The sequence below is a fragment of the Streptomyces neyagawaensis genome, assembly GCF_023516595.1.
Taxonomy (GTDB): Bacteria; Actinomycetota; Actinomycetes; order Streptomycetales; family Streptomycetaceae; genus Streptomyces; species Streptomyces neyagawaensis.
Window position 1 is genome coordinate 70,714 of record NZ_JAMGBG010000027.1, and the last position, 12,789, is coordinate 83,502.

A 12,789-nucleotide genomic window follows, 5' to 3' on the forward strand; every position below is an offset into this window, starting at 1 on the left:
GTCATCGCTACCGGAGGTCTCTTCCACCCGGTCCTCCAAGGCGTTCCACAACGCCTGGTGTCGCCGGGCCGACGCCCCGGGATCTGTCTGATCCGTATTGACGGGTACGCCGCAGCAAGTAGGGAGTACTCCCCTCCGCTCATCAGAGCATACCCATTCACCAAGAATGGGTAAAGGGGTAGGCAAAGAAAGTATCAAAACCGCAGGTCGGGGAGGCTTTACTAGGTCTTGATGCAGGTGCGGGCCGGGTCGGTGCTCAGCGGTTCCAGGAGCGGCGGGCGTCCGCGACCTGGGTGAGCACCTCGTGGAGGATCCGGCTGCCCGGCGGGACGAGCGGCGGCTCGTACGTCCACGCGTGCCCCACCCAGGGGTCGGCCAGATGGTCGTCCGGGGTGGGCGTGAGTCGCAGCAGCGAACGCCACAGCGGGTCGAGCAACGGCCCGTAGGCGGCGGCGTCCTGACGGTCGGCGACCATCATCAGATGGACGCCGACGGCGGGGCCCTCGTCCGCGAGGTAGCGCAGCTGGGTCACGGCCCGGTCGTCGAAGCCGTGCGGGAAGTCGTTGACGATCAGGAGCTGTTCGGCCGTGTCGAAGCCGGGCGGCAGCGCGTCCGGGGCTCCGCCGCGCACGGCCATCTGCACGAGGTCCACCCGCTGGGTGAGCCGCCCGAGGACGTCCGAGACGCCCGCGGCGCCGACGGCGGGCGGTCCGGCGAGGACGCCCGGCCGGGTCAGCGGTGCCAGCGTGGTCGCTCCGGCGCCGGCCGGATCGATGACATGGACGCTGAACTCCCCCGGCGGGTACACCGCGAGGAGCCGCGCGGCGAGCGCCACGGCGGTGTCCAGGGCGAGACGGCGCAGTTCGTCGGAGTCGGCGAAGGAGTCACCGGAAGGGCCGGCGTCGATCCACAGGCCCCGCTCCAGCGGCAGCCGGACCAGCATGGGGATGCGCAGCCCGTCGCTCTCCGGCAGACGCAGGTCGCCCAGGCGCAGGGCCATCGGGACCTCCATCGGCACCCGGTAGCCGTGCCACACCGGGTTGTCCCAGCGGGCGTACGCCATGGGCAGCGCGGGCTCCACGACGTCGGCCTCGGCCCGCAGCTGGTCGAGGTCACGGTCGAGGGCGGCGCGGGCCTGGTCGACGAGCTGGGCGTGCTTGGCGCGGGCGGCCTCGCGCGCGGCGTCACCCTGACCGCTGATGCGGCTGCGCGGGTCGGACAGGACCCGGTCGAGCTCCTGCTCCATACGCGACTCGGCGAAGTCGACGGCGCTGCGGTATGCGGCGGTGGTGCGGGCCAGGTCCTCGAACATGCCCCACACCTGGTTGTAGAGCCGCTCGTCCATGGACCAGCCGGTGGCGTCCCCGGCGACGGGCTGCGCGGGCTGACCGGGCTGTGCCGGGGGCGCGGTCGGCGGGGGCGGGGGCGGTGCGGTGGTCTGCCGACCGGGGTGGGCGTAGTTGACGGGCCCGCCGACCATGGGGGCGGTGGGCTGGGTGTCGGCGGACGGGTCGTGCGGCGCGGTGCCGCCGCCGTGCGAGCCGCCGACGGGCGGGGGCGGGCTTCCCTGGGGTGCCGTGCCGGAGCCGCCGTGGGTCTGGTCCGGGCCCAGTGCGGGGGCGGGGGTCTGCCGGGGGCGGTCGGCGTCCGGCACCCGGGGCGGGGGTGCCGCCACCGAGCGGGCGAGGCCACGGGCGACCGCCTCGTGGATGCCGGCCGCGAGCTGCCGCGCCTCGGGCAGGTCCTGGTCGGCGAGCAGTTCCGCGAGGCCGCCCGCGTAGCCCTGGCCGACCGCGCGGACCTTCCAGGCGCCCTGCCTGCGGTAGAGCTCCAGGGCGACGACGGCGGTCTCCGTCTGCAGGCCGATGATGGTGTACGTGGCGACCTCGCTGCCGTCGAGGCCGGTGACCGCGAGGAACGGGGCGGCGACCGCGCCGAAGCGGGCCGGACCGCCGGTTCCCGTCGGCAGGGCGAGCAGCACGGTCACCCGGTGCACGGACGGCGACAGCGCGTCGAGGTCCACCGCGAGGCGGTGGTCGGCCGCCGCCTGCTTGGAGACCTCAAGTCCGGGCAGGGTGGGTGCGCCCGGGTGCGCCACCCATTCCACGCCGTGCACCTTGCCGTGCTCGTCGCCGAGGGTGGCCCCGGCGACGATCGGCGTGCCGGCCGAGACGCGGATCTCCAGTCGGGCCTCGGGCAGTGGATGGTTCTGCCCCCGGACCAGCTCGGCCGTCATCGACTTCGTCCCCCTGTGTCGCTTGCTGCGTGATGCGTCGGGCTGCCTACAGGACCGGCAGGATCGCCGGCATCAGGTCCTGGAAGGTGCGGCCATTGGCGGGCGAGCCGATGGCCGTCATCTGCCAGCCGGCACCCGAACGGTGCACCTTGGCCATGATCTGGGCCGTGTACTGGCCACCGCCCGCGAGCGTGTAGCGGGCCAGCTCCTGGCCGTTGGTCTCGTCCACCAGACGGCAGAACGCGTTCTGCACTTCCTGGAAGGTCTGGCCGGTGAAGGAGTTGACGGTGAAGACGATCTGGTCGATGTGGACCGGGACCCGGGCCAGGTCCACGAGGATCGCCTCGTCGTCGCCGCCCGCGCCGACACCGCCGACGAGGTTGTCACCGGTGTGACGGACGGAGCCGTCGTCGCTCACCAGGTGGCGGAAGAACACGACGTCGACGGGCTGCTTGTCCGCGAACAGCACGGCGGAGGCGTCGAGGTCGATCTCACGGGTACGGGACCCGAACAGGCCGCGCCGGGGGGCAGCCTGCCAGCCGAGACCCATGCGGACCGCGGTCAGGCTGCCTCCGTCGTTCTTCTGCAGACTGATGGCCTGACCCTTGGTCATGTTGACGGTCACGCGCCGATTCCCCTCTCGAACTGTCCCCTGTTGCCGCGGACTCCGCGGATGTGCAGCACCTTACGCAGCGGCACTGACATTGCCGCAGCCTGTGTCGCACTTTGTGTCGGTCTTGCAACACAGCGCGCCGCGCCGGGGGCACCGCTTTCCCCCGGCGCCCCTCGGGCCCGTCAGGCCAGCCCCGCCTCCTTCATCTGCCGCAGTTCCTTCTTCATCTCGGACACCTCGTCGCGCAGCCGGGCGGCGATCTCGAACTGCAGGTCGGCGGCTGCCGCGCGCATCCGCTCCGTCATGTCCTCGATCTGCTGGGCGAGGTCGGCCGCCGGGCGGTCGGTGGGGACGGTCTCCTTGGCCTTGCCCTTGCCCTTGCTCGTGGTGGACTTGGCCGCCTTGCCGCCGAGGGACGGCACCGGGGCCTTGGCACCCTTGCCGTCCTTCCCGCCCTTGCGGTAGCCCGTGCCGAGCAGCTGCTCGGTGTCGACGTCCTCGCGGGCGATCTGCGCGACGATGTCGTTGATCTTCTTGCGGAGCGGCTGCGGGTCGATGCCGTTGGCCTTGTTGTAGGCGACCTGCTTCTCCCGGCGACGGTTGGTCTCGTCGATGGCCTTCTCCATCGCCGGGGTGATCTTGTCGGCGTACATGTGGACCTGGCCGGAGACGTTGCGCGCCGCGCGGCCGATGGTCTGGATGAGGGAGGTCCCCGAGCGCAGGAAGCCCTCCTTGTCGGCGTCGAGGATCGCGACCAGCGAGACCTCGGGCAGGTCGAGGCCCTCGCGGAGGAGGTTGATGCCGACCAGGACGTCGTACTCGCCGGCGCGCAGCTCGCGCAGCAGCTCGACCCGGCGCAGGGTGTCGACGTCACTGTGCAGGTAGCGGACCTGAATGCCGAGTTCCAGGAAGTAGTCGGTGAGGTCCTCGGCCATCTTCTTGGTGAGCGTGGTGACAAGGACCCGCTCGTCCTTCTCGGTGCGCTTGCGGATCTCGTGCACCAAGTCGTCGATCTGACCCTCGGTGGGCTTGACGACCACCTCGGGGTCGATGAGGCCGGTGGGGCGGATGATCTGCTCGACCTGGCCGTCGGAGCGGGACAGCTCGTACTGGCCGGGGGTGGCCGAGAGGTAGACCGTCTGGCCGATGCGCTCCTGGAACTCCTCCCACTTCAGCGGGCGGTTGTCCAGGGCGGACGGCAGGCGGAAGCCGTGGTCGACGAGGGTGCGCTTGCGGGAGGCGTCGCCCTCGTACATCGCGCCGATCTGCGGGACGGTCACATGGGACTCGTCGATGACGAGGAGGAAGTCGTCCGGGAAGTAGTCGAGCAGCGTGTTCGGCGGGGAGCCGGGCTCTCGGCCGTCGAAGTGCATCGAGTAGTTCTCCACGCCGGAGCAGGAGCCGATCTGGCGGAGCATCTCGATGTCGTACGTGGTGCGCATACGCAGGCGCTGGGCCTCCAGGAGCTTGCCCTGCTTCTCCAGCTCCGCGAGGCGCTCCCCCAGCTCCTTCTCGATGTCGTTGACGGCCCGCTCCATGCGTTCAGGTCCGGCGACGTAGTGGGAGGCGGGGAAGACGTACAGCTGCTCGTCGTCGCTGATGATCTCGCCGGTCAGGGGGTGCAGGGTGGAGAGGGCCTCGATCTCGTCGCCGAACATCTCGATGCGGACCGCGAGCTCCTCGTAGACCGGGAAGATCTCGATGGTGTCGCCGCGGACGCGGAAGGTGCCGCGGGTGAACGCCAGGTCGTTGCGGGTGTACTGGATGTCGACGAAGCGGCGCAGCAGCTCGTCCCGGTCGATCTCCTCGCCGACCTTGAGGGGGACCATGCGGTCCACGTACTCCTGGGGAGTGCCGAGGCCGTAGATGCAGGACACGGAGGCGACCACGACGACGTCGCGTCGGGTGAGCAGCGAGTTGGTCGCGGAGTGGCGCAGCCGCTCCACCTCCTCGTTGATCGAGGAGTCCTTCTCGATGTAGGTGTCCGACTGGGGGACGTACGCCTCGGGCTGGTAGTAGTCGTAGTACGAGACGAAGTATTCGACCGCGTTGTTCGGCAGGAGCTCGCGGAACTCGTTGGCCAGCTGCGCGGCCAGCGTCTTGTTCGGCGCCATCACCAAGGTGGGGCGCTGGAGCTTCTCGATCATCCACGCGGTGGTGGCGGACTTGCCGGTGCCGGTCGCACCGAGCAGGACGACGTCCTTCTCACCTGCCTCGATGCGCCGGGCCAGGTCGGCGATGGCCGTGGGCTGGTCACCGCTCGGCTGGTAGGGACTGACGACCTCGAAGGGCGCCACCGTGCGTTCGATCTTGGAAACGGGCCGCATGGAATCCACCGTACGACCCCGCACTGACAACGGGGTCGGGTCAGCGGTTCTGCGGGGTGCGGGAGCGGGGTGCGCGATCTTCGTGCTCGGCGCGGAGCAGGGGGCGGCCCGCGTCGGCGAGCGGTCGCCGGTCGGTGTGCGCGCAGGCGTGGGTGGGGACTCCGGGCCGCCGTTCGGCGGGGCTGCCGTGGAACTTTCCCATGATCATGAAGGGGTCGAACATCACCACGACGCCCGCCAGGAGCAGGAAGACCAGCGGGCCGATCATCAGCGGGGCGAGGAGGACCGCGGACGACGAGCCGTCGGCCGGGGCGGCGTCGGCCGCGCCGTGCAGATGGACGCTGAGGGCGGCCATGCCCGTGTAGTGCATGCCGCTGACCGCGACGCCCATGACCAGGCTCGCGCCGACGCTCCACAGGAAGCCGCGGACCTGTCCGGCCGCCCACAGGGCGGCGATCGCGGCCACCACGGCGATGACGACGGAGACGGAGACGGTGACGGTGTTGTACTCGAGTGTGCCGTTGAGGCGCATTCCGGCCATGCCGAGGTAGTGCATGGAGGCGATGCCGAGGCCGGTGATCGTGCCGCCGGTGAAGAGCGCGGCCCCGGTCGCTCCTTTGGAGCCGACCATGAAGATGCCGATGCCGACCATGACGATCGCGACGGCGAGGCTCGCGAACGTCATCAGCGGGTCGTAGTGGACCGGGGTCCGCAGGACCTTGAACCCCATCATGGCGACGAAGTGCATGGTCCATATGCCGGAGCCGATGGCGGCCGAGCCCAGCGCCAGCCAGCCGATCCGCAGGCGGCCGTCGACCAGCATCGATCTCGTGGTGCAGCGCAGGCCGAGCGCGCCACCCAGGCAGGCCATGAGGTAGGCCGCCACCGGTGTGACGAGTCCGTAGCTGAAGCCGTCGACGGTGCCCTGCATCCGCGGCTGCCTTTCCCGCCCTGTCGCGTCCCTGGATTCCCTGTACTGCCCCCGCCCCCGGGTCCGCCACAACGGTCAGGGTTGTCGCAGAGAGTATGACCCCCACCGGAATGGTCGAACGACTTTCCGGCAAAGAAACACGGCCTTGCCCCACTTGTGCGGCGCCCGTGTGCGGACTTGGGCAACTCCATTCAATTCATGGCCATCCTGCACCCCCTCTCCCGTTGACTCGCTGCTGTCACGCTTGAGCTGACCGTGACCGAATCGACGCGAGGAGTACGCATGCATGTGCGCGCAGTTGCCGCCGCGGCCGCCGCGTTCATGGGGGCCGTCGGCCTCCTGCTCCCCACTTCGGCCGCCGAGGCGGCCTCGCACACTGACAATCTGATGGTCGTGGCGCATCGCGGGGCTTCCGCCTATGCGCCCGAGAACACCTTGGCCGCCGTCGACAAGGCCGACGAGATGGGCTTCAGCTGGGTCGAGAACGACGTCCAGCGCACCAAGGACGGCGCGCTCGTCGTCGTCCATGACGCGACGCTGGCCCGCACGACCGATGTCGAGCAGGTCTTTCCGGACCGCGCGCCGTGGAACGTCCGCGACTTCACCGTCGCCGAGATCGCCCGTCTGGACGCGGGCAGCTGGTTCGACACGCGCTACGCGGGCGCGCGCGTGCCGACCTTGGAGCAGTACGTGAGGCGACTGTCCCGCAATCATCAGAAGCTCGTCCTGGAGATCAAGAATCCCCAGCTCTACCCGGGCATCGAACAGCAGACCCTGAAGGTGCTGGCCAACGAGGGCTGGCTGACGCCTCTGCACCTCCGGGACCGGCTGGTGGTGCAGAGCTTCAGCGCGGACACGGTGCGGCGGGTGCACGAGCTGAGCCCCGGCGTGAAGACCGGCTTCCTCGGCACCCCGGACATCGCGGACCTGCCCGAGTACGCGTCCTTCGCCGACCAGATCAACTCCTCCTACACGACGATCTCGCCCTTCTACGTCGCCACGATCCACGCCTTCGAGGGTCCGCACGGCAAGCCTTTGCAGATGCTCACCTGGACCGTGAACGACGCGGAGAACGCGCGCAAGGTCGCCCAGTACGGCGTGGACGGCATCATCACGAACAAGCCGGACGTGGTCGAGGAGGCCACACGGGACTGACCGCTCGCGACCGGTAGGGGTGACCTTCACACGGGGCGTGCGTCCGGTGGCCCGGCGCCGGTCGGGGCCGCGGCCGGCGCGGCGCACGCCGCGAGCGTTGTCAGTGGCGGGCCGTACGGTGGTCGCATGAACAGCCACGGGCAGTACGAGCATCAGGTCGTGTGGGCCGTCGTGGGCACGGACATCGGCCCGCTGCTGCTGGCCGCGACGGACGACGGCCTGGTGAACGTCGTGTTCCGCGCCACGGACTCGGTCCGCGACAAGGCGCTCGACCGCCTCGCGTCCCGGCTCGGCACCCAGCCCGTCGAGGCGCCCGGTGCCCCGCAGCTGGCCGAGGCGATACGCCAGGTCGACGCGTACTTCGCGGGTGACCGGCAGGTGTTCGAGCTGCCCCTGGACTGGTCGCTGGTCTCCGGTTTCAACCGCCAGGTGCTGCGGGAGCTGGCGGTCGGTGTCCCGTTCGGCTCGGTCGTGGGCTACGGCGACCTGGCCCGCCGGGTCGGGCAGCCGGGCGCGGCCCAGGCGGTGGGCATGGCGATGGGGGCGAATCCGCTGCCGGTGGTGGTGCCGTGCCATCGGGTGGTGGAGAGCGACGGCGGCATCGGCGGGTTCGGCGGCGGGCTGGAGACCAAGCGGAAGCTGCTGGCGCTGGAAGGAGTGCTGCCCGAGCCGCTGTTCTGAGCCGCACCCTGTGTGCGGTCGTCCGCGCTACTCGTAGTGGCGGACCTCGACGATGTTGCCGTCCGGGTCCCGGAAGTAGAAGCTGCGTCGGGCCGCGCCTCGGGCGCCGAAGGAGTCGTACGACAGGTCGGAGACCGGGACCGCCCGTTCCCGCAGCCGGGACCGCAGTTCCTCGAAGCGGTCACCGGGCAGGGCCAGGCACACATGGTTGACGGGGTGGCCGGCGCTGTCGGCGGCGCCGGGCAGCATCCTCATGCGCTCCGCCGAGCTGAGCGGCATGAGGTCGAGGATGGTCTCGTCGTTGACGCGTACGGAGGGAAAGGCAACCGTTCCCTCGGAGTACTCGGCGAGGCGTACGGGTGCCAGACCCACGGCCGTCTCGTAGAAGTCGGCCGCGGCGACAGGTTCCCGCACCCAGAGGACGACGTGGTCGAGACGTGTCGTGGTGTCCGTCATGCTCCCCAGGCTGGTGTCCCTCACCACAGGTCGCAAGGGTTTGGCCGGGCGCATCGGCCGCCAGTGATGAGGGAGGAACGACTGACAGGAGGCAAGCGCGTGCTGGTGGTGTCGGAAGAGGTGCGGGACGCGGTTGACGCGCGTCAACCCGTGGTGGCGCTCGAGTCCACGATCATCGCGCACGGCCTGCCCCGGCCGCGCAATCTGCAGGTGGCCCGGGAGCTGGAGGACGTCGTACGGCAGGAGGGCGCCGTACCGGCGACCATCGCCGTGCTCGACGGGCGGCCGCACATCGGCCTCGACAAGGACCAGTTGGAGCGGGTCGCGAACGAGGACGGCATCCGCAAGCTCGGCCACCGGGACCTGCCACTCGCGGTGGCCTCCGGGGTGAGCGGCGCCACGACGGTGTCGGCGACCGCCCAGCTGGCGTCCCTGGCGGGCGTACGGGTGTTCGCGACGGGCGGTCTCGGCGGGGTGCACCGGGAGTGGACGACGACGCAGGACGAGTCGGCCGACCTGGGGCTGCTGGCGCGCACTCGGATCACGGTGGTGTGCGCGGGCGTGAAGTCGATCCTGGATGTGCCGGCGACGCTGCAGCGCCTGGAGACGCTGGGTGTCGCGGTCGCCGGGTACGGCACGGACCGCTTCCCCGGCTTCTATCTCTCCGACTCGGGGCACCCCGTGGAGTGGACGCTCCGGTCGCCCGGCGAGGTCGCCGAGGTCATGCGGGCCCAGGACGCGCTCGACGGGCCGGAGTCGGCGCTGATCGTCGCCAACCCGGTGCCCGAGGAGGAGCAGCTCGACCCCGATCTCCACGCGCGTGTGCTCGCCCAGGCACTGCGGGCGGCCGAGGAGGAGGGGATCACGGGGCAGGCGGTCACACCGTTCCTGCTGAGCCATCTCGTACGGCACACGGACGGCGCCTCCTTGAGTGCCAACCTGGCGGCGGTCCGGGGGAACGTACGGCTCGCCGCGCGGATCGCGGCGGCCTGGGCCGGGGCGTGACATGGCCGGGCGGGGCGGGCAGGGGGCCGGCGGTGCGATGAACCCGCCGGGCACCGACGGGACGGGCGCCGACGAGAAGACGGGTGGGGCACTGCTCGTCGTGGGCGACGTCGTCACCGATGTGGTCGCCCGGCATCACGGGCCGCTCGCGCCGGGCACCGACACGGCGTCCGCGATCCGTACGCTGCCCGGCGGCGCGGGCGCCAATGTGGCCTGCTGGGCGGCCCATCAGGGCTGTGCGGACGTGCGGCTGCTCGGACGCGTGGGCACGGACGCGGCGGGGTGGCACGAGCAGGAGTTGCGCGCCTCGGGGGTACGCCCCCACCTCGTCGTCGACCCGGAGGCCGCGACGGGCACGGTGATCTGCCTGGTGGACACGGGCGCCGCCGCCGAACGCACGTTCCTCACGGACAGCGGTGCCTCACTGCGGCTGGACCCGGACGACTGGTCGTCGGATCTGCTCGACGGGGTGGTCCGGCTGCATCTGTCGGGCTACCTGTTCTTCTCGGAGCCGAGCCGGGCGCTGGTTTCGGTGGCCCTCGCGGCGGCACGCGCGCGTGGGGCGCCGGTGAGTGTGGATCCGGCCTCGGCGGGGTTCCTGACGGAGCTGGGCGTGGACCGTTTCCTCGCACTCGTCGAGGGAGTGGATGTGCTGCTGCCCAGCAGGGACGAGGCGTGTCTGCTCACCGGGCTGCCCGATCCGGCCGACGCGGCGGCCAAATTGAGCCGCCTCTTCCCGCTGGTGGTGGCCAAGCAGGGGGCCGAGGGCGCCCTGATCGCCCAGGGGGGCGGCGTGCGGGCGCGGGTTCCGGCGGCCCCCGCCGTGCCCCGGGACACGACCGGCGCGGGCGACGCGTTCACCGGGACGTTCCTCGCCGCCCTGCTCGCGGGCGCGGAGCCGGAGGACGCGGCGGCACGGGGGTGCCGCGCGGGCGCGCTGGCCGTGGGGAAGGTGGGCGGGCGGCCACCGGTGGACTGAGAGGGTGCGGGGCGCGTCGCAGCCCCGTACCCGTTCCGCGTGACGTCGGCCCCGTGGTGGCTCTCGCGCGCCACGCCTACGGCTTCCTCCCCCACGCCGAGACGAGCGGTGTGGCGGCGATGTCCATCGTGCCGGAGGACAGGTTGGCCAGATGGCGGTCGATCTCCTCGTCCGTGGTGAGACCGGCGGTGACGAGGGCCGTACGGAGCCGTTGGATCGTGGAGGTCTCCAGAGCGGCGCAGGCGGGCGAGGCGATGGGGAAGTACACATCGGCCTCCACACCGCGCAGCCCGGCCCCGCGCAGCAGACGCGGGAGCCTGCGGCCGTGCGCCGGGTCCACCCCGCGCTCGTCGAGGAGAGCGCGGATGGCCTGCCGCAGCCGGTTGGCCAACTGCTGGTCGGGGCCGGTCTCCTCAAGGCACGCCAGGGGCTGGAGCGCGGGGTCGGCGTCCTCGATCAGCAGGCGTCCGCCGGGTCGCAGGGCCTTGATCATCGACACCACGGCCCGCTCTCGGTCCGGGGCGTGGACCAGGGCCAGGCGGGCGTGGACGAGGTCGAATCCGTCGCCCGGCGGCTGGTCGACGCCCACGTGGTGGACGAGGACCTCGACCGGTGGGCGGGTGACCGAGGGGACCGCCCAGGAGAGGTCGATGCCGGTGGCGATGACCTTCCCGGTGGGCCCGACCCTCTTGGCCAGCCAGGAGACGACCGAGGCCCCGCTCGCGCCGACCTCCCAGCAGCGCCAGCCGGATCCGAGGCCGAAGCCCTCCATGTGCCGGAACGTCGTGCGGTCGAAGAGGGTGGCGAAGGCGTCGGAGCGCTGCCCCGTCTCGCCCTGCCGGTGGTCGAGGAGATGTCCGTCGGTTCGCATCATGCCGAGATCATCCCATTTACCCGACTTATCACTCTTCGCGACGCTCCAACAGTCCCCCAGGACCGCCCCGGCGGCGGGCCGAGACGGTACCGATCGTCACCCCGGACCACCCGGCACCGCCCGCACCGAGGTGCCCGGAGAGACCACAAGCGAAGTGGAGCGTTCCGTTCCCACAGCCTTACCCGCAGCTCAAAGACGCCTGGCACACTGGCGCGACAAGGCACGAAGTGCGGTGCGAGGGGATCCACGCAAGGAGATCCAGATGTCCATGGCAGGGAATCTGCGGAAGGTCACCGGCCTCGACAGGGTCGGCGGCCTGCGCAAGGTGGCACGGCTGGCACGGCGTCGCGCCCGCGTCGACCTCAGCCACCCGGCCCGCTCCCCCCTGGGCACCTCCGTGGTGAACTGCGTGACGTACCACAAGGGGGCGCGCGCCCCCGGCGGCCGCGATGTCGTCGAGGCCCTCAGGCAGGTGCGCAGGGCCGACCACGGCTTCGTCTGGCTCGGGCTGCACGAGCCGACGGAGCGGGAGTTCGCCGGCATCGCCGAGCTCTTCGACCTGCACCCGCTGGCGGTCGAGGACGCGGTCGAGGCCCATCAGCGCCCGAAGCTGGAGCGGTACGGCGACACGCTGTTCGCGGTGTTCAAGACCGTCTGCTACGTCGAGCACACGGAACTGACCGCGACGAGCGAGGTGGTGAACACCGGCGAGATCATGGTCTTCGTCGGCCCCGACTTCGTGATCTCGGTGCGCCACGGCCGCCACGGCTCGCTCGGCCCGCTGCGCGAGGAACTGGAGGCGAACCCGGAGCAGCTCGCCAAGGGCCCGGCCGCCGTCCTGCACGCGATCGCCGACCATGTCGTGGACGACTATCTGACGGTCACGGACTCCGTGCAGGCGGACATCGACCAGGTGGAGACAGACGTGTTCGCGGCGAACGGCGCGCGCGTCGACCCCGGTCGGATCTACCAGCTCAAGCGGGAACTGCTCGAACTGAAACGCGCGGTGGCCCCGCTCGCCCGGCCGCTGCTGGAGCTCACCACACGGCCCATCCGGGTGGTGGAGCCGGAGATACAGGCCTACTTCCGTGATGTCTCCGACCACCTGCTGAGGGCGACCGAGCAGATCGCCGCGTTCGACGAACTGCTCAACTCGATCCTCCAGGCGCACCTGGCTCAGGTCAGCGTCGCGCAGAACGAGGACATGCGGAAGATCACCGCGTGGGCGGCGCTGATCGCCGTGCCGACCATGGTCTGCGGGGTGTACGGCATGAACTTCACGTACATGCCGGAGCTGACCTGGAAATTCGGCTACCCGCTGGTCCTGGGTGTCATAGCCGTGGCCTGCGTCGTCCTGTACCGGGGCTTCAAGCGCAACGGCTGGCTCTGAGCTCGGCGCCCGTCACCGGCACCGACACCGACAGCGGCAGCGGCACCGGCACCGGCGCCGGCGCCGACAGCGGCAGCGGCAGCGGCAGCGGCAGCGGCAGCGGCAAGGAGAGGACAGGAGCGGCGGACGGGGCTCGGCCGGG

General features: G+C 71.1%; 11 protein-coding genes. 5 read left to right on the top strand and 6 right to left on the bottom strand.

Features of this window, described 5'->3' with window-relative positions; genetic code table 11:
• Window positions 1-256: 256 nt before the first annotated feature.
• The 4 genes from M8J73_RS14175 to M8J73_RS14190 form a co-directional block, all read right to left on the bottom strand.
• Window positions 257-2,236: a TerD family protein gene (locus tag M8J73_RS14175; protein WP_249828675.1), complete on the bottom strand. Its 1,980-nt coding sequence runs from the start codon at window positions 2,234-2,236 to the stop codon at window positions 257-259.
• A 46-nt stretch (window positions 2,237-2,282) separates the two neighbouring features.
• On the bottom strand, window positions 2,283-2,861 hold the full coding sequence (locus tag M8J73_RS14180) for a TerD family protein (RefSeq protein ID WP_055539083.1): 579 nt from the start codon (window positions 2,859-2,861) through the stop codon (window positions 2,283-2,285).
• Window positions 2,862-3,031: 170 nt separating this feature from the next.
• Window positions 3,032-5,176 carry an excinuclease ABC subunit UvrB gene (gene uvrB, locus M8J73_RS14185; RefSeq protein WP_055539084.1) on the bottom strand — a complete coding sequence of 715 codons (2,145 nt, stop codon included), beginning with the start codon at window positions 5,174-5,176 and terminating at the stop codon, window positions 3,032-3,034.
• 40 nt (window positions 5,177-5,216) lie between these two features.
• Window positions 5,217-6,107: an MHYT domain-containing protein gene (locus M8J73_RS14190; RefSeq protein WP_055539085.1), complete on the bottom strand. Its 891-nt coding sequence runs from the start codon at window positions 6,105-6,107 to the stop codon at window positions 5,217-5,219.
• Window positions 6,108-6,389: 282 nt separating this feature from the next.
• Between M8J73_RS14190 and M8J73_RS14195 the strand changes: the two genes are divergently transcribed.
• A complete protein-coding gene (locus M8J73_RS14195) occupies window positions 6,390-7,262 on the top strand; it encodes a glycerophosphodiester phosphodiesterase (protein WP_055539086.1) in 873 nt (290 codons plus the stop codon).
• A 126-nt stretch (window positions 7,263-7,388) separates the two neighbouring features.
• Window positions 7,389-7,943: a methylated-DNA--[protein]-cysteine S-methyltransferase gene (locus M8J73_RS14200; protein WP_055539087.1), complete on the top strand. Its 555-nt coding sequence runs from the start codon at window positions 7,389-7,391 to the stop codon at window positions 7,941-7,943.
• Between the two features lie 27 nt (window positions 7,944-7,970).
• Here M8J73_RS14200 and M8J73_RS14205 read toward each other — a convergent pair whose 3' ends face one another.
• Window positions 7,971-8,399: a VOC family protein gene (locus M8J73_RS14205; protein ID WP_055539088.1), complete on the bottom strand. Its 429-nt coding sequence runs from the start codon at window positions 8,397-8,399 to the stop codon at window positions 7,971-7,973.
• Between the two features lie 66 nt (window positions 8,400-8,465).
• Between M8J73_RS14205 and M8J73_RS14210 the strand changes: the two genes are divergently transcribed.
• A complete protein-coding gene (locus tag M8J73_RS14210; protein ID WP_206187852.1) occupies window positions 8,466-9,404 on the top strand; it encodes a pseudouridine-5'-phosphate glycosidase in 939 nt (312 codons plus the stop codon).
• Between the two features lie 37 nt (window positions 9,405-9,441).
• Window positions 9,442-10,383 (top strand): carbohydrate kinase family protein, encoded by a 942-nt coding sequence (locus M8J73_RS14215; protein ID WP_249828676.1) that lies wholly within the window; start codon window positions 9,442-9,444, stop codon window positions 10,381-10,383.
• A gap of 76 nt (window positions 10,384-10,459) precedes the next feature.
• Here the strand turns inward: M8J73_RS14215 and M8J73_RS14220 are convergent, their stop codons facing one another.
• A complete protein-coding gene (locus M8J73_RS14220; protein WP_055542970.1) occupies window positions 10,460-11,257 on the bottom strand; it encodes a methyltransferase domain-containing protein in 798 nt (265 codons plus the stop codon).
• 262 nt (window positions 11,258-11,519) lie between these two features.
• On the opposite strand from M8J73_RS14220, the gene M8J73_RS14225 reads away from it, so the two are divergent.
• On the top strand, window positions 11,520-12,647 hold the full coding sequence (locus M8J73_RS14225; protein ID WP_055542969.1) for a magnesium and cobalt transport protein CorA: 1,128 nt from the start codon (window positions 11,520-11,522) through the stop codon (window positions 12,645-12,647).
• The last annotated feature ends 142 nt before the right edge of the window (window positions 12,648-12,789 follow it).

Bases quoted from the DNA above. Each gene is read 5' to 3' on its own strand.
- M8J73_RS14175 (WP_249828675.1), bottom strand. From the start codon at position 2,236: ATGACGGCCGAGCTGGTCCGGGGGCAGAACCATCCACTGCCCGAGGCC.
- uvrB (WP_055539084.1), bottom strand. From the start codon at position 5,176: ATGCGGCCCGTTTCCAAGATCGAACGCACGGTGGCGCCCTTCGAGGTC.
- M8J73_RS14190 (WP_055539085.1), bottom strand. From the start codon at position 6,107: ATGCAGGGCACCGTCGACGGCTTCAGCTACGGACTCGTCACACCGGTG.
- M8J73_RS14195 (WP_055539086.1), top strand. From the start codon at position 6,390: ATGCATGTGCGCGCAGTTGCCGCCGCGGCCGCCGCGTTCATGGGGGCC.
- M8J73_RS14200 (WP_055539087.1), top strand. From the start codon at position 7,389: ATGAACAGCCACGGGCAGTACGAGCATCAGGTCGTGTGGGCCGTCGTG.
- M8J73_RS14205 (WP_055539088.1), bottom strand. From the start codon at position 8,399: ATGACGGACACCACGACACGTCTCGACCACGTCGTCCTCTGGGTGCGG.
- M8J73_RS14210 (WP_206187852.1), top strand. From the start codon at position 8,466: ATGAGGGAGGAACGACTGACAGGAGGCAAGCGCGTGCTGGTGGTGTCG.
- M8J73_RS14215 (WP_249828676.1), top strand. From the start codon at position 9,442: ATGAACCCGCCGGGCACCGACGGGACGGGCGCCGACGAGAAGACGGGT.
- M8J73_RS14220 (WP_055542970.1), bottom strand. From the start codon at position 11,257: ATGATGCGAACCGACGGACATCTCCTCGACCACCGGCAGGGCGAGACG.
- M8J73_RS14225 (WP_055542969.1), top strand. From the start codon at position 11,520: ATGTCCATGGCAGGGAATCTGCGGAAGGTCACCGGCCTCGACAGGGTC.